Source organism: Achromobacter sp. K91, from assembly GCF_003576205.1.
In the GTDB taxonomy this organism is placed as follows: domain Bacteria; phylum Pseudomonadota; class Gammaproteobacteria; order Burkholderiales; family Burkholderiaceae_B; genus Achromobacter; species Achromobacter aegrifaciens.
The window spans coordinates 133,019-156,499 of record NZ_QWFB01000048.1; the positions used below are offsets into that span (position 1 = coordinate 133,019).

Annotated in this window: 19 protein-coding genes; 6 read left to right on the forward strand and 13 right to left on the reverse strand. The window is 63.3% G+C overall.

What is annotated here, in order from left to right:
* The first annotated feature begins 156 nt into the window (after positions 1–156).
* Positions 157–1,302: an alpha-hydroxy acid oxidase gene (locus DXK93_RS23625; RefSeq protein ID WP_054456279.1), complete on the forward strand. Its 1,146-nt coding sequence runs from the start codon at positions 157–159 to the stop codon at positions 1,300–1,302.
* 56 nt (positions 1,303–1,358) lie between these two features.
* Here DXK93_RS23625 and DXK93_RS23630 read toward each other — a convergent pair whose 3' ends face one another.
* From DXK93_RS23630 to DXK93_RS23645, 4 genes are all read right to left on the reverse strand, one after another.
* Positions 1,359–5,936, reverse strand: coding sequence for an autotransporter-associated beta strand repeat-containing protein (locus DXK93_RS23630; protein WP_158598571.1), 4,578 nt, complete (start codon positions 5,934–5,936; stop codon positions 1,359–1,361).
* A 684-nt stretch (positions 5,937–6,620) separates the two neighbouring features.
* Positions 6,621–8,468, reverse strand: a complete 1,848-nt coding sequence (locus DXK93_RS23635; protein ID WP_119451291.1) for a M48 family metallopeptidase — start codon at positions 8,466–8,468, stop codon at positions 6,621–6,623.
* A 2-nt stretch (positions 8,469–8,470) separates the two neighbouring features.
* The gene (locus DXK93_RS23640; RefSeq protein ID WP_119451292.1) at positions 8,471–10,480 is read right to left on the reverse strand and encodes a DUF4034 domain-containing protein; all 2,010 of its coding nucleotides are present in this window, start codon (positions 10,478–10,480) and stop codon (positions 8,471–8,473) included.
* A 150-nt stretch (positions 10,481–10,630) separates the two neighbouring features.
* Entirely contained in the window at positions 10,631–11,134 is a 504-nt protein-coding gene (locus DXK93_RS23645) for a hypothetical protein (RefSeq protein WP_233564597.1), read from the reverse strand.
* 203 nt (positions 11,135–11,337) lie between these two features.
* Between DXK93_RS23645 and DXK93_RS23650 the strand changes: the two genes are divergently transcribed.
* The 4 genes from DXK93_RS23650 to DXK93_RS23665 all read left to right on the forward strand — a co-directional run bounded on the left by DXK93_RS23650 (position 11,338) and on the right by DXK93_RS23665 (position 13,679).
* Positions 11,338–11,721 (forward strand): hypothetical protein, encoded by a 384-nt coding sequence (locus DXK93_RS23650; RefSeq protein ID WP_054456281.1) that lies wholly within the window; start codon positions 11,338–11,340, stop codon positions 11,719–11,721.
* Positions 11,722–11,968: 247 nt separating this feature from the next.
* Positions 11,969–12,613, forward strand: a complete 645-nt coding sequence (locus tag DXK93_RS23655) for a hypothetical protein (RefSeq protein ID WP_119451294.1) — start codon at positions 11,969–11,971, stop codon at positions 12,611–12,613.
* 67 nt (positions 12,614–12,680) lie between these two features.
* A complete protein-coding gene (locus DXK93_RS23660) occupies positions 12,681–13,061 on the forward strand; it encodes a hypothetical protein (RefSeq protein WP_119451295.1) in 381 nt (126 codons plus the stop codon).
* A gap of 45 nt (positions 13,062–13,106) precedes the next feature.
* A complete protein-coding gene (locus tag DXK93_RS23665) occupies positions 13,107–13,679 on the forward strand; it encodes an HD family hydrolase (protein ID WP_119451296.1) in 573 nt (190 codons plus the stop codon).
* Between the two features lie 25 nt (positions 13,680–13,704).
* Here DXK93_RS23665 and DXK93_RS23670 read toward each other — a convergent pair whose 3' ends face one another.
* The 9 genes from DXK93_RS23670 to DXK93_RS23710 all read right to left on the reverse strand — a co-directional run bounded on the left by DXK93_RS23670 (position 13,705) and on the right by DXK93_RS23710 (position 22,697).
* Complete coding sequence (locus tag DXK93_RS23670) at positions 13,705–14,589, reverse strand: DMT family transporter (protein WP_119451297.1); 885 nt, start codon at positions 14,587–14,589, stop codon at positions 13,705–13,707.
* Between the two features lie 60 nt (positions 14,590–14,649).
* Positions 14,650–15,573: a bifunctional helix-turn-helix transcriptional regulator/GNAT family N-acetyltransferase gene (locus tag DXK93_RS23675; protein WP_119451298.1), complete on the reverse strand. Its 924-nt coding sequence runs from the start codon at positions 15,571–15,573 to the stop codon at positions 14,650–14,652.
* A 127-nt stretch (positions 15,574–15,700) separates the two neighbouring features.
* Positions 15,701–16,561, reverse strand: a complete 861-nt coding sequence (locus DXK93_RS23680; protein ID WP_119451299.1) for a hypothetical protein — start codon at positions 16,559–16,561, stop codon at positions 15,701–15,703.
* Between the two features lie 228 nt (positions 16,562–16,789).
* The gene (locus DXK93_RS23685; protein ID WP_119451300.1) at positions 16,790–18,013 is read right to left on the reverse strand and encodes an LLM class flavin-dependent oxidoreductase; all 1,224 of its coding nucleotides are present in this window, start codon (positions 18,011–18,013) and stop codon (positions 16,790–16,792) included.
* Positions 18,010–18,768 (reverse strand): LLM class flavin-dependent oxidoreductase, encoded by a 759-nt coding sequence (locus tag DXK93_RS23690; RefSeq protein WP_119451301.1) that lies wholly within the window; start codon positions 18,766–18,768, stop codon positions 18,010–18,012. Before DXK93_RS23690 ends, DXK93_RS23685 begins: the two co-directional genes overlap by 4 nt.
* The gene (locus DXK93_RS23695; RefSeq protein WP_119451302.1) at positions 18,761–19,798 is read right to left on the reverse strand and encodes an aliphatic sulfonate ABC transporter substrate-binding protein; all 1,038 of its coding nucleotides are present in this window, start codon (positions 19,796–19,798) and stop codon (positions 18,761–18,763) included. The genes DXK93_RS23690 and DXK93_RS23695 overlap by 8 nt, the downstream gene beginning before the upstream one ends.
* The gene (locus DXK93_RS23700; RefSeq protein ID WP_233564598.1) at positions 19,791–20,645 is read right to left on the reverse strand and encodes an ABC transporter ATP-binding protein; all 855 of its coding nucleotides are present in this window, start codon (positions 20,643–20,645) and stop codon (positions 19,791–19,793) included. Before DXK93_RS23700 ends, DXK93_RS23695 begins: the two co-directional genes overlap by 8 nt.
* Entirely contained in the window at positions 20,642–21,469 is an 828-nt protein-coding gene (locus DXK93_RS23705) for an ABC transporter permease (protein WP_233564599.1), read from the reverse strand. Before DXK93_RS23705 ends, DXK93_RS23700 begins: the two co-directional genes overlap by 4 nt.
* Positions 21,470–21,746: 277 nt before the next feature.
* The gene (locus tag DXK93_RS23710) at positions 21,747–22,697 is read right to left on the reverse strand and encodes a GlxA family transcriptional regulator (RefSeq protein ID WP_054456291.1); all 951 of its coding nucleotides are present in this window, start codon (positions 22,695–22,697) and stop codon (positions 21,747–21,749) included.
* 151 nt (positions 22,698–22,848) lie between these two features.
* Here DXK93_RS23710 and DXK93_RS23715 point away from each other — a divergent pair, with 151 nt between their 5' ends.
* Positions 22,849–23,466 carry a cysteine hydrolase family protein gene (locus DXK93_RS23715; RefSeq protein ID WP_119451305.1) on the forward strand — a complete coding sequence of 206 codons (618 nt, stop codon included), beginning with the start codon at positions 22,849–22,851 and terminating at the stop codon, positions 23,464–23,466.
* Positions 23,467–23,481: the final 15 nt, after the last annotated feature.

Below are 23,481 nucleotides of genomic sequence, written 5' to 3' on the forward strand. Positions count from 1 at the left end.
GTACTTCCGTTCGTAGGGCGAAAGCCCGCATTTAACACGATCTGCGCTGGGGTCCATTTTGATGTCCTTGGAAATGTGGCTATCGGTCTACAATTCCTCCCGCTCCATCCGGGGGCTCAGGCTGTCTGTACGTGTAGTGTCGATAAAGGTCCACCCATGCGTCTGCATCAGTGCCAGAACTTCCACGACTTTCGCCGCATGGCCCGCCAGCGGCTGCCGGGCCCCATCTTCAATTACATCGACGGCGCGGCCGACGATGAAACCACCTATCGGCGCAACACCGCGGCCTTTGAGTCCTGCGACCTGCTGCCTGATGTGCTGCGCGGCGTGGCGGAAGTGGACATGTCGGTGACCGTCATGGGCCAGAAGCTGGCGCTGCCGGTCTATTGCTCGCCCACCGCCTTGCAGCGGCTGTTCCATCATGACGGCGAACGCGCCGTGGCCGCCGCCGCGGGCAAGTTCGGCACCATGTTCGGCGTCTCCTCGCTGGGCACCGTCAGCCTGGAAGAAGCCCGCAAGATCAGCGGCGGCCCCCAGGTCTACCAGTTCTACTTCCACAAGGACCGCGGGCTGAACCGCGAAATGATGGCCCGCGCCAAGGAAGCCGGCGTGCAGGTCATGATGCTGACCGTGGACAGCATCACCGGCGGCAACCGCGAACGCGACAAGCGCACCGGCTTCGCCATTCCGTTCAGGCTCAATCTTGCCGGCATCGCGCAGTTCGCCATCAAGCCAGCCTGGGCGCTCAATTACCTAACCCACGAACGCTTCCGGCTGCCGCAGCTGGACACCCACGTCGACATGGGCGGCGGCGCCATGTCCATCAGCCGCTACTTCACCGACATGCTGGACCCGGCCATGACCTGGGACGACGTCGCCGCCATGGTGCAGGAATGGGGCGGGCAGTTCTGCCTGAAGGGCGTGATGTCGGTGGAAGACGCCAGGCGCGCGGCCGACATCGGCTGCACCGGCATCGTGCTGTCCAACCACGGCGGCCGCCAATTGGACGGCTCGCGCAGCGCTTTCGACCAGCTCGCGGAAATCGTCGACGCGGTTGGCGACCGCATCGACGTGATGATGGACGGCGGCGTGCAGCGTGGCACTCATGTGCTCAAGGCGCTGGCGCTAGGCGCCAAGGCCGTGGGGCTGGGCCGCTACTACCTGTTTCCGCTGGCGGCCGCCGGCCGGCCGGGCGTGGAGCGGGCGCTGGAACTGATGCGGGTCGAGATCGAGCGGGCGATGAAGCTGATGGGGTGCAGGACCGTTGCTGAATTGCAGCGGCGGCACCTGCGGTTCCGCTGATCGAGTAAGGCGGTCCGCTGATCGGGCGGGATACGTCCGATCCGCGGGCTTGCGCTTCAGAACGCGATCTTCACGCCCAGCTTGCCGTTGAAGTTCTGGCCGTCGCCCCTCAGGCTGATCTCCGATCCCACGCTGCCGTACACGGAGACATTGCGCTTGACGCCCACGTCCGCGCCCAGGTTCAGCTGCACCGACGCGCCCTTCATGTCGGCCTGGAAAGGCACATAGCCGTTCTGCGACGAGAACTCCGTGGTCGGGTTGGTCAGGAACTCGTTGACGAGGCTGGCGCGCACCCAGGTCGTCGCGACCCGCTTGCCGTCCGGTCCGGGATCCAGTTCCACCGTGCGCGCCAGGCGCACCCCCAGGCGGCCCCTCAGGCTGTCCACGTCCTTGAAGCGGATCTTGGCCGCGCCGTCGTTGGCATCGTTAAGATTGACGTTCTGGAACACCAGTTGGGCCTGCGGTTCGATGACCCATTCGTCGTTCAAGCGGAACGGATAGCCGCCTTCCAGCGAGGTCGCGAAGCCGAAGCCGCGTGTGTCCAGGTTGTAGCCCGCCGGCGAGCGGCCATTGTCCACGTCGTAGCGCGTGCCCTGGATCACGGCGTCGACATACCAGCCTTCCTTGCCGATATGCGTCCAGTAGCCGCCCAGCGTCACGCCGTTCATGGCCGCCTGGCCGGCCGAGCGGCCGTCCAGATGGTCGACGTCGGCCGTCGCGCGACCGAAGGCCACGTAGGCGCCGGCATGGTCCATGCTGCCGTTGGCGTTGGCGCGGCGGTAGAGGTCCACGCCGGATTGCAGGCCATAGATTTTGTAGTCGTAGTCCGGGCCTCGGGATCCCAGGATGCCCGAGTTGCTGCCGTTGCGCTCGCCCGTTACGCCGATGACGCGACCCCACACCAGGGAATTGCTGCCGGCGGGGGTGGAGGGCAGGGCATAGCGCGCCTCGCCGATGCGCTCATGCAGTGAGTCCAGGAAGGTCGAGCCGTAGCGCAAGGCCAACTCCGGCGTCGCTACGGCCGTAGAGACTTCGGGCCGGTAGTTGGGCGGCGCGGGAGGCACGGGCGTGGGCGGGTTGGGCGGCACCGGAGGAACCGGCGGATTCGGCGGAACCGGGGGCTCCGGGTCCTTGCAGGCGGGATTGCTGGGCGCGGCGGCGCAATCTACCGTCGAACGCAGGTACCAGTTCTGCAGCCCGCTGCCGTCCACGCTGGAGCGTTGCAGCGTATAAGCGTAAGGACCCGCGGCGACGTAGCCCCCGGCGTTGCCGAGCGTGAACGCGCTAGCGGCCGTAGTGCCGCCATTGACGGCATCGACCAGCAGAATGCCGTTGCCGGTGGTCACGGCGCCCGCGCCGCCGGCGTTGGTGACGATCAGTGAAGACGAGCCGGAGGCCGTGCCGCCATTGATTACCAGCCGGTCCGACGGCGAGCCGTCTCCGCCGAGCAAGGTGTTCATCGCGATCCTGCCGCCCTGGCCGACATAGTTCGGCGTCGTGAGCGTGGTGCCTGGCGTGGTGGCGGTGCCCATGTTGATGAGGCCGGCATTGGTCACGCCGGCCACCGTCTGGCTGTAGCCGTTCAGGTCAAGCGTGCCCGCTGCTGCCACGTTCACGGCCGAGTTCGGGCTGAGCGTGGAGGCCGCGCCCGCGCGCAGCACGCCGTTATTGACGTTGGTGGGGCCGCCATAGGTGTTCTGCGCAGTCAGGATAGTGGCGCCGGAACCGTTCTGATTGACCGTGCCGCTGCCGGAGATCAAACCGGCGAACGTGACCGCGTCAGAGCGATTGAAGCTCAGCGCACCGTTGTTGGCCACGTTGCCCACGATACCGCCCGTGGCGCCGCCGTCGCCCAGTTGCAGTGTGCCCGCCGAAATCGTGGTGCCGCCGGTGTAGGTATTGTTGGCGGTCAGAATGGTGGTGCCGGCGCCGATCTGGTTGACCGCGCCGCTGCCGGTTATCTGGCCAGCGAAGGTCTGGACGTCGGAGCGGTTGAAGGTCAACGCCCCGTTGTTCTCGACGTCGCCCAGGATGGCGCCTGTGACGCCGCCATTGCCCAGTTGCAACGTGCCCGCCGAGATCGTGGTGCCGCCGGTGTAGGTATTGTCGGCGGTCAGAATCGTGGTGCCCGCGCCGATCTGGTTGACCATGCCGCTGCCGGAAATCTGGCCGGGGAAGGTCTGGAAGTCGGAGCGGTTGAACGTCAGTGTGCCGTTGTTCGCGACATCGCCCAGGATGGCGCCCGACGTGCCGCCATTGCCCAGCTGCAGCGTGCCGGCCGAGACCGTGGTACCACCCGTGTAGGTATTGTCTGCGGTCAAGATGGTGACGCCAGCGCCCATCTGATTGACTGCGCCGCTACCAGAGATCTGACCAGGGAGTGCGAAGGTATCGGAGCGGTTGAAAGCCAGGACGCCATTGTTCGCCACGTTCCCTACGATGGCGCCCGAGGCGCCGCCGCTACCCAATTGCAGGGTGCCTGCGGCAATCGTGGTGCCGCCCGTATAGCTGTTGTTTCCCGTCAGCACGGTGGTGCCAGTACCGATCTGGTTGACCACGCCGCTGCCCGATATCTGGCCCGCCAGCGTCATGGTATCGGAGCGATTGAAGGCCAGTACGCCGTTGTCGACCACATTGCCCAGGATGGACCCAGTAGTGCCGCCATTGCCCAGCTGCAGGGCGCCTGCCGAAATCGTGGTGCCGCCGGTGTAGGTGTTGGCTGCCGTCAGGATGGTGGTGCCTGTGCCGATCTGGTTGACCACGCCGCCGCCGGAAATCTGGCCGACGAAGGTCTGGACGTCGGAACGGTTGAAGGTCAGCGCGCCATTGTTCGCCACGTCGCCCAGGATGGCGCCCGTGGTGCCGCCATTGCCCAGTTGCAGCGTGCCTGCCGAGATCGCGGTGCCGCCGGTGTAGGTGTTGTTTGCCGTCAGGATCGTGGTACCAGTACCGATCTGGTTGACCACGCCGCTGCCGGATATCTGGCCGGCGAAAGTCTGGACGTCAGAGCGGTTGAAGGCCAACGCGCCGTTGTCGACCACATTGCCGAGGATCGCTCCGGAAGTGCCGCCATTGCCCAGTTGCAGCGTGCCGGCCGAGATCGTGGTGCCGCCTGTGTAGGTGTTGTCCGCCGTCAGGATGGTGGTGCCGGCGCCGATCTGGTTGACCGCGCCGCTACCGGAGATCAGGCCAGGAAATGCCACGGTATCGGAGCGATTGAAGGCCAGCGCCCCATTGTTGGTCACGTTGCCCAGGATGGCGCCGGAGCCGCCGCCGTTGCCCAGTTGCAGCGTGCCAGCAGAAATTGTGGTGCCGCCGGTGTAGGTATTGTCGCCCGTCAGCACGGTGGTGCCGGTGCCGATCTGGCTGACCGAGCCGCTGCCGGAAATCTGGCCGGCGAGGGCCAGGGTGTTGGAACGATTGAACACCAGCGCTCCATCGTTCGCCACATTGCCGACGATGGCGCCGGTGGTGCCGCCATTGCCCAGTTGCAAGGTGCCAGCCGTGATGGCGGTGCCGCCGGTATAGGTGTTGTTGGCCGTCAGTATCGTGGCGCCCGTGCCATTCTGGTTGACCACGCCACTGCCCGAGATCAGGCCTGCGAAGGTCACGCTGTCGGTACGGTTGAAGTTCAGGGTGCCGTTGTTTGCGACGTTGCCCACGATGGCGCCGCTGGTGCCGCCATTGCCCAATTGCAACGTGCCGCCGGCTATCGTGGTGCCGCCCGTGTAATTGTTGTTGGCGGTCAGTATCGTGGTGCCGTTGTAGGTGCTGAGCTTGCCCGCGCCGGTGATGCCGGGGGTAAACACATAGCCCACGGTGTTGGTGTGGTTGAACACCAATCCGCCCGTGGCGCCCAGCGTCAGGCTGGGACTGGGGCCCGTCAACGTCAGCGTGCCAGGGGCCGCCGCAGCGGCCAGCGCGGCAGCGCCGATATTGATGACGCCTTGCGAACTGGCCGCTCCGCCAACCACGGCGCTGGTCGCACTGACCACGGCATCGTTCGAAATGGTCACGGCGCCATTGCCCGAAGCGCCCACGCTGAGTTGAGCGCTGCTGTTCCACTGTGTGGCAGCGCCACTGACCGTCACCACGCCCACGCTGCCCGGGTCGTAACCGACAATGGCGGCCGCATTGCTCACGACCGCGCTGTCGCTGATATGCAGCGTGCCGTTGCCAGTCTGGCCCACGCGCATGAAACCGGTGCTGTTCAGCTGCGATCCCAGGCCGTTTACGGTGACGGTGCCGGTGCCGCCCGCCGCCACGCCCACATAGGTGTTGGTCGTGCTTCTGACGACACCGCCGTTCGAAACACCCAGCGTGCCCGTGCCTGAGAATCCTACGGACAGGCCGGCGCTGTTCGTCCATTGCGCCCCGGCGCCGCTCACCGTCACGTGGCCGGTGCTGCCAACCTGCCGGCCGATGAAGCCGGATCCGTTGGACACCACGCCGGTCGCGCCGATCTGCAATGTGCCGGTGCTGGTGTTGCCTACCGTGAGGGAACTGGCTCCCAGGTTCCAGGGCGAACTCTGCGACCCGGGAACGGTGACTATCGATCCGCCATCGATGGTCTGGGAATAGGCTGGGAACGCGCCCAGCGCGACCAGGAATGCGCTGGAAAGCTTGAATGACAAGCGGACGTCAATTGGTGACAAGGGCTGCATCTTCTCTACTCACTTATTCAAAAGAAATTCAGTGAAGTGATCGTCTGCGCGTAATGCCTGCCAATTGAATTTGCCGGTGCGTGAAACCATCGGCAAGGGCAGGCAATAAGAATAAGCCCGTTTATCGTTGTCTTTACAACAACAAACAGGGACATATTCTGGCGCGCAGGAATCTGTGGCGTCCCGTTCATTCAAACGGGAGCCATGGGCATGCGATGAAAGTGCCGGGCGATCAGGGAACCGAAGCGATTCCGATCAGAGGCCGGAAATGGACGGCGTCCGGGCGCGCGCGCGAGGCGGCGCGGCGGCAGGCGAGACCGAGGGGGAGGGGGGACGTACAGGCAACGCGCATGGCAGATCGAACCGACAAAAAAGAATGCCTAGCCTCAGTAGTTCTGTTCCATGGCAGAGCAGCTTGGACCTCCGGATTCAGCACATGGTCTGGAAATGCACGAACGAGGGTTTTGCAAAGGAGGTCAGGTTCAGATTAGTGCTGGAAAATCCGGGTGCGATTGATGCAGATCAATGGCCTTGCGCGATGTGCGCTTAATCAGCTGTTCATGCGCAGAGCATTGTCGGGTTCCCACAACCGATAGCAATACTGTTGCGGATTGCAGCGCTGGGGCATGGCGCGGCGTTCGGTGTTTGAACCGCTCAGGCGCTGGCTTGGTGCAGAAGGCAGGCTTGCGTGCACTGGCTTAGCAATGGATCGCCGGCTTCCATCAGCACCGGTTCGACAGGCTGTCGCAGGCGCGGCAGCAGCCGCGCCAGCAGCATCTCGCAATCGCGCCGCAAATAGCTTTGTTCGCCCGTCAGCTTGCCGATGGCGCGCGCCCACGCCGAGTCCTGCGCCAACACCAGTAGCGCGAGATGGCCGTTGCCGGCTTCGCGCAGCAGCCAGACGCCGGTGGCGACGCGTAGCAGCGGATCCAGCGTGTCGGCGAGTTTGCGCAGTTCGGATTCACCGAGGCCATGCGGTTGGTAGCGCGCGTGGACGTCTTCGGTCTGGAGCTGCCGCTCCAGCTTGTCCGCCTCTACCCGCCAGGCTTGCGCTTGGCCGGCATTACCCCGCCGTAGCGCCGCCGCCGTCAGCAGGCGCAGGCAGGGCAGGCGATGGGGGCCGGGTTGGTCGATGGCTTGCCGCCATAGCGCCTCGGCGCTTGCCTCCAGGCGCGTAGTCTCGTCGCCGGCCTTATGGGCAGCCCGGCGTAGCTGTAGCGCGGCCAGTTGGCACAGCGTGGGCAGGTGGCCGGGATGATCCTGCAGATTCTGTTCGAGCATGGCGGCGGCGCCGTCCGCGTCATCCGTCAGCGTGTCGGCGTACCAGGCCATGCGCGCCCGTTCGTCGGCCGACAGCGCGCGCAGGCGTTGCTTGCGCAGCAGCTCATGATGGCCGGCAATGGCTTCGTCGCGTTCGTTCTGCGCCTCGCGGGCGCCCTGTTCGATGGCGTCGCGCTGCGATTCGTCCAGCGCACGGGCCAGCGGCAGGCGCTGGTCGGCCAGCCATGCTTCAGCGGCGTTCGGCGAGGCGCGGCGCCAGGGCAGGGGGCTGGCTGTGGCTGCATGCAGCGCGGCCAGACGGTCCGACAGGGAAGGATGCGTGTCGTCATCGGCGGTCGGAAGACACAGCGCCTGATGTAGCCAGGCCTGCGCTTCGGCTTCGTCGCGGGGATAGGCCAACTGAGCCTCGCCGGCCAGCCGCGCATGTGGACAGGGCGGCTGTGCGTCCGAAGCTTGTGCGTACACGTCCGGCCAATACTCGCGCAAGGCCCGGCCTTGCAAGGACACGGCCAGCAGCGCGTTCACGGCCGCATCCGCGCCGCAGGCCTGCGCCGATTGCGCATCGGCTTCGTACTCGCACTCCCGCGCAAAATCCAGGCTCGCCGCCAGAAAGCGCGGCACGTGCCAATTCATGAAAAGGCGCAGCGGCCCCGTCGACAGCCCCTTGCGCCGTTCCAGCTGCCTTGCGGCTTCCTGCCACTGCAGGCGTGCGAAATACACCCGGCTGGCATAGCGCCCGTGGCTGCCCGCGATATGCGCGCATTCATGCGCCAGAATGGCGCGGCAGGACTCGGCCGAGAGCATCTCCAGCAGCGGCTGCCCCAGCCATAGGACGTTGCGTGTGCGGCCCAGCAGGCGCCGGTGCTGCCGGATGCTGGCGTTGAACTCTCCGTTCACGTAGACGGCGTCCAGCGTCGGCGCACCCAGGCGGGCGCGCACTTGCTTGATCTCGCGGAACAGCGCCGGCGCGTCTTCGGCTTGCAGGCGGATGCCGTCTTCAGCGCCCGGCGGGCGCGCGGCGAAAGGCAGGCGCAGCATCGCCCAGCCCGCGAATGGCAGGGGCAGGGCCAGCGCGGCGGCGGCCACGCCCAACACGCCCGGCAAGGCTGCATACAGCCACGCGGGCGCCGTGCATAGCGCCACGCCCGCTCCTGCCAAGGCGGCATCGCCCAGCCACAGCCGGGCAGACAGCTTCAGTCCCGACAGGCTGCCGCGCGCCATGCTTACTGCGCGGCCGGCTTGGGCGGCAGGTCTTCGGCCGATACGCCGCCGCGGCCCAGATAGGCGCCAAACACCGTGCCTATGGTCTTGACCAGGCTATGCGAGTTCATCACCTGGGCCTGGATGTCTTCGATGTCCTCGTCGTCCGGCTGCAGGCGGCAGGCATGCTGCGCCCATTCGATCGCGGCAAAGCGGTTCTTCTTGGCGCCGCGGCCGTGCGTGTAGGCCAGGGCGATCTCCGCGCTGGCGCGCCCGGCGCGCCAGTCGTCGTCTTCCTCGACCAGCGGGCGCAGATAGGCGCGCACGCCTTCCTGCTGCTCCTGCTCGGTGCCATGGTCGCGCAACAGCACGCCGATGCGCAGGCGAGCCAGCGCCTCCGCGCGCGGTTCCTCGCGCGCGCCTTGCAGCAGCCACAGCACCCGGTCCAGGTTCTCGCGGCGCGAGAAGTCCATCTCGCCGTCGAAGATATTGCGATGGGCCATGTTGTACTTGGCCAGCGGCGAACCGTCCTCGACCGCGCGCGCCAGCCATTGGTCGCGCACTTCGTTGTCGAGGTAACTGTCGGGCGTGTTGTCGCGGAAGCCCCGGTGAATGTCGTACATGCTGCAGGCGGCGTCCGGCACACGCCGATCCGCCAGCTGCTGCGACAGGAAATAGCCCTGCTCATGGTCGCCGCCATCCCATAGCATCGCGGCAGCCGCCAGCACGTTGAAATCGTCGTCCATCTGGTCAGCAGCCAGCACCGCCGCACGGTCCAGCAGCTGCTGCGCACGCGCGGGATTCTGCGCAAAACCCCAACGGCCGAACTGATGCGCCACCGCCGCCAGCGCATGCGCCGTGGCCACCTGGTCCCAACCGCACATGCGTTCCAGTACGCGCTTGAATGCGCCATCGTCGTCGGGCTGGTGATGGATGATGCTCACGTGGGCGAAGCTGCGGAACGGCCCGTCCACCTGCGCGAAATACTCGTTCGGCCCGAACGCCGCTACGCTTTGGCCATGCAGTGCGCGGGCGCGGGCCTGGTCCTGCAGCGAATAGCTGGCGAACTGCGCGTAGTAGCCCAAGGCCATGCCGCGCTCCGTCGGCCGCAGCTCGCGTTGCAGGAACGAATCGAACACGCGGCGGTACTCTTCCACGGCCTGCGTGTCGTCCGGCTCCGGATAGCTGTCCAGCGAGTCATAAATCCCGATCCAGCGGATCGCATTGCGTTGCGGCTCCGTCAGCGCCGCGCACAGCGGGCCGCTGGCCATGCCGTCGATGTCCTCGTAGCTGCCGCCCCAACGCGGTTGCAGGTACTGCGCATAGGCCGTCAGCGCGCCCAGATGCCCGGGCCGCAGGTCCAGAGCCCGCAGCAGCCAATAGTCCTTTGCTTGCTCAATTTCATGCTCGGCGCGCGGTGCCAACCACGCGGGCAGGGTTTGCGGCGCCTCTTGCAGGCGCGGTACGCCCACGGAGGCCAAATGCGCCAGCGCCGCATCCATCAAGCCTTCTTCCTCGATGTCGTCATGTGCCAAGGTCTCGGGCGGATTGCCCGTGAATAGCGCGCGCAGCCAGTACGGCTCCTTGAAATGGGCGGCTAGCTGCATCATCGTCACGCAGGCCGCAATCGGACGCGCGGAAAGCGCCATCGCCTGCAGCAAGGCGGCGGCAGAACGTTCGCAAGCCAGCGCCGCGCCCAGCCAGCGGTCCTGCGTGACGCTGTCCGCCCAGCCATAGCCGCGTATGTCTGCCGCGCGGCCGTAGCAGAAATTACCCATCACCAGCTGCGCGTGATACGAGTCCGGGCGGGCGGCGATCCAGGCTTGCAGAAAGTCCGAGGCGTCCTGGTACGACACCGTCGAGTAGTCGAACAGGGTGCCGGAATTGGCCGCCTCGAAATAGGGCGCGCCGGGGTTTTCAGTATCGGCCCAGTCTTGCTGTTCCAGGTCGGCGTAATAGGCGTCGAGCTGCGCGTAGGCGCGAGACTGAACCAGGGCGCGGACGTCGCGGCGGATCGAGAAGAGGGATTGCAAGAGGGCACCTGAAGACATGTGCGGGACTGGCCCGCCGAAGGGGGCGATGATGCCTGATCCACGGCACAGGTGGTGATTGAAAGCGGCTTTTTATGAAAAAATAAATCAAAAAGTAACAATGATGATCGCTATTGGCCCATTACGTCTTTATCAGCCGTTTTCTTGCCGCGAAATCTTGCGGGCGTTGCCTTCATTCGGATTCAGGCCTGCCGCAATCAGACGCCAGGATGGAATCCGATACTCGTACCATGCTTCCTCCAACGTCGCATATCGCTGAAACCAGGGCGCAAGATGGTTTTCAATATCCGTCGCCAAGGTCGTCAGCCATTCCTCCATGCCCCGGGCATCGCTGATCTTGAGCACCGCGCCGCTGCCCAACGTAGGTTCCAGGATTAGCCCGGCAACTGGCTTCAAATAGGCGCGGCGGTACATGCGCCCCTTGTTCCAGACTTCTGCCGGCACGTAAACCGGCCATTCCTTTTCATACGGAAAGGATACGTAAACGCCCAAGGACACGTGCTGCGCGTCGTCGAACGAGCCCTTGTAGCGGATCAGTTCCACGCCTTGCTGCAATTCGCCGCAGGCTCGCCACAGGCAACGCTTGCCCTTTTTCTTCCAGCCAGCGAACGCGGGCTGTGCGCGCAACAGTTCCATGACGCCTTGCTCCAGATCGGCCAGGGCTATCGGCATGCGAGCCCCCAGGGCTTGAGGGCAAACTTCTGGCTGCAGTATTGCGTAGGTGTGTTCATCGATCGTCCATGTGTGAACGCTTCAGGCTTCAACGGTGCGCAAGGTCGCAAGGTATCATGCGCAGGTTTTCACGGATCGACCTCCTTCACGGTCAGAAGGGCTTTTCAATGAAAAAAAGCATTCCGCTGGTATTGCTGTCGTCCATGCTGCTGACGGCTTGCGGTCCCGACAAAATCATCGCCGATCTCCCTTCGCCTGGCGGAAAGTATCACGTCGAGGTCCGCAAATGCCCGCAGCGCGGGTCGCTGACCTGGGACGAGCAGACCCAGGTATCCGTGGTCGAGACCGGCGTGTCGGAAAAGTGCAATGCGTTCATCGTGGCGTTGACGCAGTTCCGGTCGTATACGCCTGACGAGCAACTGCAGCTTGAATGGATTTCCGATACGGAACTCAGGGCCTGGCATCCCGCGTTCGAGCCGAAGAATGGCCCCTGGGCCAGCACGGTCAAGCAGGGGGCGCCGGTCAAGGTGATATTCGCGCCTAAGCGCTAATCGGAGGCCGGTCATACCGCGATCTGCCAGGGCCGTATCGTAAACGTGATAATTTGTTGCCCCGCTGGCACAGTTGTTACTGCTTGAATCCGCGGCTTCCAGTGAATGCGAAGTATCCGCAGGCGTATGCCGGTGAATTACCGATTTTTTGCCCATCCGTGCAGTGCCATCTATGTTTGAATACGCTCCGTTTGCGCGCGAGGTTTGGCCCGCGGCAAAACCCATATTCGACGGAGCCTGATCCAGTATGTATTTCAGAGTTTTGGCCATGGGGCTGCTGATGGCCGGCGGCAATATTGCGCAGGCCGCCACCGTGCAGGAAGTCTTCAATGGAAAAATGCTGGGCAAGAGCCAGGCGCATTTCGAAACGATAGCCGGCGCGCCGCAGGAATCCTATGGCGACGATCGCGTGTTCGACGTGCAGGGCTGCCTGATCACCGCGACGATCCAGTCGGGCAAGGTATCGGCATTGAGCATGGAACCCTCTGAAACCTGCAAGCCCGACCTTGCCAGCTTCATAGGCGAATATGCGCCCAAGCAGGGGCAGAAACTCACCCCCGCCGCCTTTGGCGCTGACCTGACGTATACGGCAGATTGCCTGACCGACTGCGGCAACGCCGCCGATCCCTGGGTGTACGCAAGCTGGACCGCGCCTCGCGCAGCCGGTGGCATGGAAATCATGCTGGGCTTTGTACAGGCCGGAGACCAAGCGCTGGATGCAGCCGAGAAATGGGCCACGCAGATGGAAAAGGCGGAAGGCAAGGATTACCTGCTCAATAACAAATTCAATTGCGACGCCCGCTACAACAGCGTCGCCGATGCAGCTTTCAAGAACGTGATCGCGACCAGCGTCAAGGTCGGGTTCAATCTGCCGAAGGAATCTTGCCGCTAGGCCGCACTGCGAACTGCTGTCTTTGCAATCCACGGCCATGTCAGGCCGATCCCAGGGGAAAAAATAAATGAAGAAGCTAATCTTGACGGTTCTTGTGGCTCAACTGCTTGCCGGGTGCGCGGGTTCCCCGCTAGGCAATATGATCAACAATGAACGCCAGGAAACCAGGGCTGACATGATGCAATCGTGGGTTGGCGAAAGCGAAGAAAAGCTGGTTTCCAAATGGGGGCCGCCCACCAACAGCTATACCTTGTCCAACGGCGGCAAGATCATTTCGTACGAATACGTCCGTGGCATCATCAACAACACCATCTACCGATGCACGGAGAAGTTCAGGATTGATGACGGCACGGTCACCAAGTGGGGCCTTAGCTCCGGGTGCGACACAAGGATTCAAGACGGCGACCTGATATCGAAGGATATCCCCATTCCGCAGCCGACCTTGTGATGGCCGGCGCGGCCCATGGCCGCGCCGCATTGGGTTGGAATTGAAATGAATATCGAGAACATCAAAGGCCGGCTGGCTTTTCTGCAGGAAGCCGAAAAACTCAAGAGCGTGCTGCGTAGCGGATTCACGTCCACCGGCCGCCCCGAAAGCACGGCTGAACACAGCTGGCGCCTGTGCCTGATGGCCATGGCCTTCGAAGACGAGTTGGCCGGCCTGGACATGCTTAAGGTTCTGAAGCTGTGCGTGCTGCACGATCTGGGCGAGGCCATCCATGGAGACGTACCCGCGATCGAGAAACACCATCATCCGGACAAGGCCAAACAGGAGAAAGCCGACCTGCTGCACCTGACCCGCTCCCTGGATGAGCAACAGCGCGCAGGAATCCTGGCGCTTTGGCAGGAATATGAGGATGCCGCCACGCCGGAAGCCAAAGCCGTCAAGGCCCTGGACAAGCTGGAAACCATCCTGCAGCACACGCAGGGTTTGAATCCGCCGGATTTCGACTATGGGTTCAATCTGACCTACGGCCAGAAGCACACCGACGCGGATCCTTTGTTTGCGCTGGTGCGCAGCATCCTGGACGAGAAGACGCGCGCCCGGATCAATCCAGAAATCTGAACGGTTTGATGCTCCAGAGGCAGAGTCAAGCGGCGCTCGCGCGCCGTTCATGCGTGCCGAACCAGACGCCCGATAACACCAGAACAAAAGCCCCCATCAGGCGCCAGGTCAGCGGATACGAGCCGCTCAGCAGCTCGATCAATACTGCCGTGATCGGCGCCAGCGCCTGAAACGACATTACCCGGCTTGCCTCCAGGCGGCTCAGCGCCCACAGCAGGCAAAAATAGCCCACTGCGCTGGAAAGCCCGATGAACACCACGTTCGCCCATTGAAAGCCGGACAGGCTGGGCAGCAATGGCGCGCTTCGCGCCAGGCAGACGCCCGCCAGGAACAAGACCGACACCAGCATCGCCACCACGCTGACATACATGGATGGATAGCGACGCAGGTACGGACGATATAAAAGACTGCAAGCCGCGCCGATGAAGGTCGCGCCCAACAAGGCGGCCCATGCCCAGCCATCTGCGGCGCTGCCCACCGCGGCGGCAGAGGGTTGCAGCAATAGCGCAATCCCCGAGACCGCCACGACCGCGCCGATCAGCCGTGGCCAGCTGAACTGCTCGCGTCCCGTGGCAATCGCCAGGCACAGCGTTACCAGCGGCAGCGTGGAAAACACCAGCGCGCAAGTGGCGGCCGGCAGCCGGGCCAGCGCGTAGTTCAACAGCAATATCAGCAGCGCGAATTGCAGTATGCCCAGGCCCGCCACCGCGCAGAAATCCTTGGCCGTGAACCGTACAGACCATCGCCGCAGCATGGGCGCGGCAAGCACGAGCGCCCCGATGGCATAACGCAGGAAAGCCAGCGTCTCGGGCGACACGTCGCTCGACACCGCGCGGGTGGACACCATCGCGGCCCCCACAAGCGCGCCTGTGACGGCGGCGGCGCATATGGCCTGGGCGCGTTCACTCATCGGAGTCGAGCCTGTCCGTGGAAACGGATTTGATCTGGCCGCAGGGATGCATCGCGTGGCCTACAGATCCCGCGCCCAATACTGTCCCACCAGATCCTTGCCGAAGCTGTGGTGCTGTTCTTCCTCGACCAGTTCGAAGCCGGCCTTTTCATAGATCCGGCGCGCGTCCGTCAGCACGCTATTGGTCCACAACACCATGCGCTTGTAGCTCGCCTGCCGCGCAAAACGCAGGCACTCGTCGACCAGCCGATGGCCTATGCCCAGCCCGCGCGCGGAGCCGTCCACATACAGCAGGCGCAGCTTCGCCGTGGTTTCGTCCTGCCGCACCACGAAGACAGAGCCCACCATCTTTCCGTCCTTCTCCGCGATCCAGCAGCGCTCTCGCTCGCGGTCGAACTCCCGGATGAACTTCGCCACGATCTCGGCCACCAGCGCCTCGTACTCCGAGTTCCAGCCGAATTCTTGCGCATAGACCATGGCCTGGTTTGCCACCACCAGCCCCATGTCGCCCGGGCGCGGATCACGCAGCACATAGGGCATGGGGGCTTTGTCGCCGAGCAGGTTCTGGATTTCGTTCATGGCATTGACCAGCTGCGCTTGCGCCGGCTCCGAAAGCTGTTTGAGGATGGCGATGATCTCGTTGCGCGACGCTTCATTGAGCGGAGCAAACGCCGCCCGGCCGGCCTCTGTCAGTTCCAGCAGGCCGACGCGGGCATCCGCGGCCGAGCGCGTCTTGGCGATCAAGCCTTTCTTTTCGAAGCCCGAGATCACGCGGCTGACATACCCGGCGTCCAGGTTCAGTTCCCGGCACAGGTCCGACGTGCTGAGCGCCGGCCTGTGGGCCAGTTCATAAAGAATGCGGACTTCGGTCAGCGAGAACTCGCTGGCCAGCAGGTGCTCATGCAGGACGCCGATCTGGCGGGTGTAGAAACGGTTGAAATGCCGGACCGCTTCGGCGCGGTCGTAGAGCGATTGCTCTGTCATGGGGGAGTTCCAATTACTTGCTTAAGGCATATTATTGTTTGCTATAGGCAAGTAATTTTATATATTTTGCTATGATTATCTCAAGGCTATAGATGTTTTCTATCAAATAATCGAGCCATTTTCCGCCTTAGTTGTCGGTGTTGGGAGTTTCAATCAACTCTTTCAGCGTCATTGCGGAAAGGCCGTGTAAACGCAAGGAGCTTCCCTCGGTCGGCTCTATCGTCACATTGCCGCTTACCGGATCAAAAAGGATGATGGTGCTTCCGGTTGACGCGACATGTCGGCCTTCTGCAATCATGGAACCGTTTCTCCAGAGAGCGAGGCATGGAGTGGCCTTGCTTTTGTTCTCTTGCTGGGCAGATGTCTTTGGAAGGTCGGAGAGAATCAATCTCTCATTTCTGCTGCCGATTGGGGTGCAATGCTCAGCGGAAACTATCCAGGTTTGGAGCTGTTTCATTGGCCCCACGTATCCCAAATAGGGAAGGAGGGCAAATAGAATCAGCACGGTCTTCATGGCGAAAATAGATAGCCAAGGTGCAATGCTGAGTGCGGCTAGTGGAATGAAGCTGATTATTTCCTTGCGCAGCCATCTCCGGCCTCTTTGAATGAACTGCCAGCCAGGAATCTTGGAGAGCATGAGCGCGATGCTGCTTCCGGCCTTTATCACGGGTTCGCGCACTTTCGGCGTGTGCGAGCCAATGAAAACCAAAGTGATTGCGAGGCCTATGGCCGCCATGACGATGGCCAACAGTTTGAAGTTTTCGAGGGTGTGTATCTCGTCCGCAATTTCTATCCAGCCGGAAAACGCGTGACTGGAGAGATGCAGAAGATCTAGTGGCGTGTCATACGTCAATTCCGTAGGCACGCCAAAGCGGCTTTCAATGGCACTGGCTGCACCGTACCCCAGCATGGAGAGGGAAGCGGCTCCCAAAACCACCAATGAGGGTACGCCGATCACAAGTCCACGGATCAAGCCTTTTTCTGCCACATCAAACTCCTGTTTTCAATAAACCAGACTTAGCTAGATTTACGGCAGGAGCGGATGTAAATGTACTGATATGGCGGGATTTTCTTCGTGCCTCTGGAGTAGGGGGGCAGATGCTCGTCGATTGCGGGCGATAGCGCCGCTTTTGTCCCATTTCATAGGCCCTTGGCCTACTGCGGCAGACGGATGCCTTTTCAGACCCTCATCTGGGGGGCATTGCGCAGATATTTCCTAGATTCGCTCGCCCAGCCCTTCCATCGGCAACCCCAGGCGTTCACGCAAGCCCGCTTGCCGCTCTCCATCCCGCAGCAAGCCGCGTCGGCGTAGCAAGGGCACGACTTCGTCCACGAACAACTGGAACTCGCTCGGGAAAGCATGCGGCATCAGCATGAAGCCATCGGCCGCGCCCTGTTGGAACCACTCGGCAATCAGGTCCGCGATGCTCTTCGGCGTGCCGCTCAGGCTGGCATGGCCGCGACTGCCCGCAAGTAACTGGAGCAACGCACGGATGGTCGTCGGGCGGTGGCGTTCGATTACCGAAGCGATCACCCCAAAGCGGCTTTTTATCCCTTCGAATCTATCGATGTCACCCAATATCGGCGGCAGGGGACCGTCCAGGTCGTGGGCTCCCAGATCGATTCCAAAGCCAGCCAGCCACGCCAGCGAAGCTTCCGGTACGATCAACTCGTCAAGGTCGCGCTTTTTGCGGCGCGCCTCTTCAACCGTGCTGCCGATGGCGGGGCTGATGCCGGGTATGAGCTTCACAGCACCAGGCTTGCGTCCATGCGCCGCGGCGCGTGTCAGCAAGTCGTGACGAAACGCATGTGCCTCCCCGATGGTGTTTTGCGCGGTGAATACCAGTTCGGCATAGCGCGAGGCGAAGTCGCGGCCATCCGATGAAGACCCGGCCTGCACCAGAACCGGATGCGACTGGACTGGCGCTGGCACGTCCTGTCCTTTGCGCCAAAGCTGCAGCACTTCTTGAACAGCCTGCGCGCCGATCTGGTAGCGCTGCTGATGCGGTACGGGCTTGTCCTGTCCAAAATTGGCGGCTGCCGCGGGATCGCCATTGGTCACGATGTTCCAGAGGGCGCGTCCGGCGCTGACATGATCCAACGTGGAAAAGGTGCGCGCAATTTCTTCCGGCGTGCTCAGCGTGGCCGATCCTGTTGCGATCAAGCCCAGCCGTTCGGTCGCCTGCGCGACACCCGACAGGAGCGTCAGCGGATCCAGTTCCCAGCGCGGGCTATGGCGCGCGCCCGGATTGAACACGAAGAAATCCGCGACGAACATGGCATGAAAGCCCCCAGTCTCGGCGAGGCGGGCGATCTCCTGGTGATAGCGGATGTCACGCAGGCGTTCTGGTTGAGCTTGGGGCAGCCGCCAAGCTCCCTCGTGGTGGCCCGCGACAAAGGCGTTCACGAGCAGAATCAACGATCGATCTTGAGCGGTCATGGATTTGGGGCGGCGGCAAGACGGTTGGAGTACTGCGGGGGAATGTCCGATAGGCCTAACTCGCGCCGCAGCGTCCGAGGCGGCCGTCCGGCGGTATCCGCGACGCCCGGTTCGAACCGGGCGCGCAGCTTGCGCCATGCGGTCGGAACTGCCACGACGTCAATCCACTCACTGAAAGAGACATCCGCAGTGCTGTCATCGCCCACCCTGGGCAGGCGGCCCTGCGGCGGTCGAGGAATATCGAGCGGGCCTGCCACGCGATAGAACGGCCCTGCGTGGTCCGCTGCCGCGATCCGATCCGTATCGATGTAGACGCCGCTGCGCTTGTCGAATCGATGGGCATCGTCATCCCAACTATCCCAGAGCGCATGCACCGCATCGACGTAGTCCCGAATGCGGCCAGGTTCGCGAGCGCCACTCAGCGACCAGCCAATCCTGCCGCCACTGATGTGATCGAGCGCCGCCAGTCGGCGGGCAGCGGTATAGGGATGGGTTTCGGCAGCGTCGACTTCGGCGAGCAGGCCTATGCGTGCGGTCAGCGGCGCCAGCGCGCCTACCACGGTCAAAGGTTCCAGCGCGCCGCGTCCGCCTGTGATCAGCGCCGCGCTTGCGCCCAACGCTTCAGCTTCGAGCACGATGTCGCGAACGGCTTGGAAATCAGGGCGCGCCGCAGGCCGAAGCACCAGCCGCGCCGGCAAGGCCCGGGGTTGATCATCCGTGTTTTGGGGCGCTATGCCTTTGTTTGATTCAGGCATGGGGCACTCCCGCCGGGATCGGGTTGGAGGGATCACGGGCGGATCCCAAATATCCCGTCAGGTCTGTGGCTGCGGCGTCTGCAGGATCGACAAACTTGTCCAGATCCAGGGGCTTGCGGATCATTCGATTACCCAACAGGAATTCGACTGAACGCCTCAGTTCGGCCAACGCTTGCGCGTCCAGACGCGGGACCCAGGTGGAACGGCTGAATGCGGTCAACGTCTGCGCCGGGCTCAATCCGAAAACAGGAGCCAGCTCGGCGGCCGTTTCCTGCGGCCGGCGTTTCAGCGCGTCGGCGCCGCGGGCGATACCGCGCAGGTAGGCCTGGACATACTCGGGCTTCTGCTGGATGAGCGATGCGGAGGCGATGATGGGAATCAGATTGCTCTTGAGGCCCTTGCCATCGCGCAGCGTGCGTGCCTGGCCTTCGGCCTCCAACTGAGTGAAGACGGGGTCCCACACCAGCGCGGCGTCAATATCGCTATTGAGCAGCGCCGTGTTCATGTCCTGTAGAGACAGGTTGAGAAACTGCACGTCCGACAGTTTCAGGCCGGATTCGGCAAGGATAAGCGCCAGCAGTTCATGCACGTTTCCCCCGCGCAACGTCGCCACCTTCTTACCCTTGAGCTCTGCCACGCTCTGGAATGGCGCATCCTTGCGCACCATCAGCGCCAGCGTTTCCTCTCCCTTGTATGACAGACCGATAATGCGATGGTCGATTCCGGAAGCGCGGCCGATCAATGCGGCAGTGTCACCGAGCGCGGCGATGTCCAGGTCGCCGGAAGCAAACGCCTCATTGATCGGCGGGCCGCCGGAAAATTGCGTCCAGATGACTTTGACGTCGTCGTGGCCGGCCTTTTTCAGTTCCTCTTCCACCCAACCGTATTGCCGGGCCAGCAGGCTTGCCGAATACGGCACGAAGGGCATGACGCCCAGGCGCAGCGTATCGGTGGCGTGGGCCGCCATGGAGCAGAGCAAGACTGCGCCGAAAGCCGGCGCTGTCATCAGGTTCCGGAATCGATCACGCATGGGTGCCACCTGTTATCGAGGTGTAAGCCGTATCGCCACGCTCTGGCACGTTGCTTGGCGGCGCTCCGGAGGCATGTTGTAGAAATTGCTCGTAAAGCGACTGGCGCAAGGCCGCGAAGCTGGCGCTTGTCCTCTTGCGCGGGTGAGGCAACTCGACATCGACCACGGCCCGTACCGTGCCCGGCCTGCTCGACAGGACGGCAATCCGATCGCCCAGATAGACGGCTTCCTCGATGTCATGGGTGATCAGCACGGTCGTCACCCGTTCCTTCTCGCGGATTCGGAGCAACTCATCCTGCATCTGCAGCCGGGTGATGGTGTCCAGCGCGCCGAACGGCTCGTCCAGCAGCAGCACGCGCGGCTCATGCGCCAGCGCACGTGCAATGGCTACACGTTGGGCCATGCCGCCCGAAAGCTGTGCAGGATAGGTGTCGCGAAACGCCAATAGCCCAACCAACTCCAGCTTCTGGTCCACGATCTCCCGGCGTCTCTGGGCGGTCTCGCGGTGCAGGCCCAGTGCCACATTTTCCGCAATCGTCATCCAGGGCAGCAGGCGATGGTCCTGGAACACCACGCCGCGTTGGAGCGATGGCCCGGAGAAAGTCTGTGCGCCTAGCGTGACGCTGCCGCCATGATCGCCATCCAGCCCCGCCAGGATCCTGAGCAAGGTGCTCTTGCCGCAACCGCTGGTCCCCACTACACAGGTAATGCTGCCTTCGGGAAAGACGAGATCTATGTTCACCAACGCAGCCACATGCTGGCCATGGGGACCCAGGTATTGCTTGCTCACATTCAGGGCTTGCATGCCGTTGCCTGCCCGTTGCTGCGCTTGCGATAGGACGTTCATGTGCGTGTCATCCCCTTGAACTGAGGACGCCATAGGACCAGCGGTTGTTCCACAGCCCGTAGAACGTCGTCAGTGATCTTCCCAAGCACACCCAGGGTCAGCATGCCTGCCAGCACCAAATCTGCCTGGGACATCGCCCGGCCGTCCATGATCAGAAAGCCTACGCCGCTGGGCGCTGCTATCAGCTCGGCGGCTACAACGCACATCCAGGCCATGGCCAGGCCTATGCGCAGACCGCTCATGATCTGCGGCGTCGCGCCCGGAAGCATGATCTTGCGGATGAACAGATGGCGGGGCAGCTCCAGCGTCCGGGCCAGCTCCACGTAGCGCCAGTCCGTCTGGCGGATGGCGTCCACGGTAGTCGTCAGAATCGGAAAAAAGCTGCCGAGCACGATGATGAAAATCTTGGCGCCTTCGTCAATGCCAAACCAGAGGACCGACAGCGGAATCCAGGCGATAGGGGGAACCGGCTTGAGTATTTGAATCAGGAAATCCACGAATCGCTCCAGGCGGTTGAAGATTCCCATGGAGATTCCCAATGTCAGCGCCAGCGCGGCAGCCGCGACGAAGCCCTGTATCACCCGCAGGCCGCTGGCGCTGACGTGGCGCCAGAGTTCTCCGCTGTCGATCAGGTACGCCACTGTCTCGGCGACATGGAGCGGGGAGGGCAAGAGGGTGGGCGAAATCAGGCCTGTGACGGAAGCCGATTGCCAAGCCGCGATAATGATGAGCGGCAGGCTGAGGCGTCCTGCAAGGGCGTGTGCGCCGCCGCGCAGCGCACGCATCGCCAGCAAGAAAAAGACTCCCTGTGTCTCATTGGACATTCTTCTCTTCATCGCTTTCCGGTGTGATGCCGCTGGATGATTAATAAGCGCCGCGACGATTGATGGCCAGGGGCGGTTCGATCCGGCTCTGTGCGAGGCGCGGCTGATGAAAAAAATATAGCGTGGGGAGAAGGGAGGCTAAATCTTGTTTTTGACTATGCTTAGTTGGCGAGCGCCAGCTTGAAAAGACGAACTCTGTTTGAATTATTTGTTGCGCCGCGCGCATCGATCAAACCTGGCCAGCATCCGAGCCTTGGTTCGTCGATACAAAACTCCATCACCGCTGCCGGAACTGCTTCCGATAAGCGGCAGGCGACACCGAAAACGCCGCCGTGAAATGCTGCCGCAGCGACACCGTCGACCCGAACCCCGTAGCCTCGGCCACCCGGTCCACCGACAGCCCGCCCGTCTCCAGCAGGCGCTGCGCCGCAGCCAGCCTGTGGTTCAGCACCCATTGCGTCACCGTCGTGCCTGTCTTCAGCTTGAAGCGCCGGGTGAAATTGCGGCGGCTCAGTCCGGCGTGGTCGGCCAGGCGGTCCAGCCCCAGCGGCTCCTGCAAATGCTCGATGGCCCATTCCATCGCGACGCTTATCGGGTCGCCGCCGTCCTCCCGCGTCAGCGGCCGTTCGATGTACTGCGCCTGCCCGCCATCGCGGTGCGGCGCCATCACCATGCGGCGCGCGACCCGGTTCGCCAGCTCCGCGCCATGGTCGCAGCGCAGCAGGTGCAGGCAGCAATCGATGGCGGCCGCCGTGCCGGCCGATGTCAGGATGTCGCCGTCGTCCACGTACAGGGCCTTGCGGTCGAGCCGGATCTGCGGGTACTTGCGGGCGAAGTCGTCGCTCCAGACCCAGTGCGTCGAAGCCGGGCGGCCGTCGAGCAGGCCGGCCTCCGCCAGCACAAAGGCGCCCAGGCATAAGCCGATGACCCGCGCGCCGCGCGCATGCGCCTCGCGCAGGGCCTGCAGCATGGTTTCCGGCGGGCGCTCGTCCGGATCGCGCCAGGCGGGCACGATCACCGTGTCGGCCTCGGCCAGGGCCGAATAGTCGTGCGGCACATGGATATCGAAACCCGACATGGTCGCGACGGGTCCGACCGCTTCGCCGCAAACCAGCAGGCGATAGCGCGGCACGCCCAGCCGGGCCAGATCGTCGCCGAACACCATGCAGGGCACGGACAGGTGGAAGGAGCTGATGCCCGCGAAGGCGACGACGGCGATGGTATGCATGGCACAAGAGGCAGGAATGCGGATTTGGCCCGATCCTATCACTAATTGGTATTCGGGCCACTTTCGGGTTAATGCCCGATGGCGCATCCTTGATGCCGTTCGCCCTCGTGCGTGAACGGCACACTAAACGCCTACAGATCAAGGACCTACGATGAACCACCCGACCATTCGCGCCATCGCCGGCGCCACCGCCCCGCAGTCCATCGACCCGGCCAGCACCGCCTTGCTGGTGATCGACTTCCAGAATGAATACTTCAGCGGCAGGCTGCCCATTCCTGAAGGCCCGGCGGCCCTGCGCAACGCCGCGCAGCTCGTTGCGCACGCCGATCAGCATGGCATCCCGGTCTTCCACATCCAGCACGCCACGCCCGCCGGCAGCCCGGTCTTCGCCGACGGCAGCACGGGCATCGAATTCCACCCCGACCTGAGTCCCGCGCCGGGCCATACGGTGCTACGCAAGTCCACTGTCAGCGTGTTTCCCAGCACCGACATCGACCAGCGCCTGAAGGCGGCTGGCGTGCGCACGCTGGTGATCACCGGTCTGATGACCCACGCCTGCGTCGCAGGCGCGGCCCGCGACGCAGTGCCGCTGGGTTATCAGGTGATCGTGGCGGCCGATGCCTGCGCCACGCGCGACCTGGATACGGGTGCGGGGGAACAGTCGGCCTTGCCGCATGCGATGCTGCATCGCGCCGCGCTGGCGAGCATCGATGACACTTTCGGCGACATCATGACGACGAAGCAGGTGCTGGCGTTGCCGTTGGGTTGACGGAGGAGGGGGGGC

Bases quoted from the DNA above. Each gene is read 5' to 3' on its own strand.
- DXK93_RS23715 (WP_119451305.1), top strand. From the start codon at position 22,849: ATGAACCACCCGACCATTCGCGCCATCGCCGGCGCCACCGCCCCGCAG.
- DXK93_RS23685 (WP_119451300.1), bottom strand. From the start codon at position 18,013: ATGACCGCTCAAGATCGATCGTTGATTCTGCTCGTGAACGCCTTTGTC.
- DXK93_RS23660 (WP_119451295.1), top strand. From the start codon at position 12,681: ATGAAGAAGCTAATCTTGACGGTTCTTGTGGCTCAACTGCTTGCCGGG.
- DXK93_RS23645 (WP_233564597.1), bottom strand. From the start codon at position 11,134: ATGGAACTGTTGCGCGCACAGCCCGCGTTCGCTGGCTGGAAGAAAAAG.
- DXK93_RS23625 (WP_054456279.1), top strand. From the start codon at position 157: ATGCGTCTGCATCAGTGCCAGAACTTCCACGACTTTCGCCGCATGGCC.
- DXK93_RS23670 (WP_119451297.1), bottom strand. From the start codon at position 14,589: ATGAGTGAACGCGCCCAGGCCATATGCGCCGCCGCCGTCACAGGCGCG.
- DXK93_RS23635 (WP_119451291.1), bottom strand. From the start codon at position 8,468: ATGGCGCGCGGCAGCCTGTCGGGACTGAAGCTGTCTGCCCGGCTGTGG.
- DXK93_RS23690 (WP_119451301.1), bottom strand. From the start codon at position 18,768: ATGCCTGAATCAAACAAAGGCATAGCGCCCCAAAACACGGATGATCAA.
- DXK93_RS23695 (WP_119451302.1), bottom strand. From the start codon at position 19,798: ATGCGTGATCGATTCCGGAACCTGATGACAGCGCCGGCTTTCGGCGCA.
- DXK93_RS23700 (WP_233564598.1), bottom strand. From the start codon at position 20,645: ATGAACGTCCTATCGCAAGCGCAGCAACGGGCAGGCAACGGCATGCAA.
- DXK93_RS23650 (WP_054456281.1), top strand. From the start codon at position 11,338: ATGAAAAAAAGCATTCCGCTGGTATTGCTGTCGTCCATGCTGCTGACG.
- DXK93_RS23665 (WP_119451296.1), top strand. From the start codon at position 13,107: ATGAATATCGAGAACATCAAAGGCCGGCTGGCTTTTCTGCAGGAAGCC.
- DXK93_RS23705 (WP_233564599.1), bottom strand. From the start codon at position 21,469: ATGTCCAATGAGACACAGGGAGTCTTTTTCTTGCTGGCGATGCGTGCG.
- DXK93_RS23655 (WP_119451294.1), top strand. From the start codon at position 11,969: ATGTATTTCAGAGTTTTGGCCATGGGGCTGCTGATGGCCGGCGGCAAT.
- DXK93_RS23675 (WP_119451298.1), bottom strand. From the start codon at position 15,573: ATGACAGAGCAATCGCTCTACGACCGCGCCGAAGCGGTCCGGCATTTC.
- DXK93_RS23710 (WP_054456291.1), bottom strand. From the start codon at position 22,697: ATGCATACCATCGCCGTCGTCGCCTTCGCGGGCATCAGCTCCTTCCAC.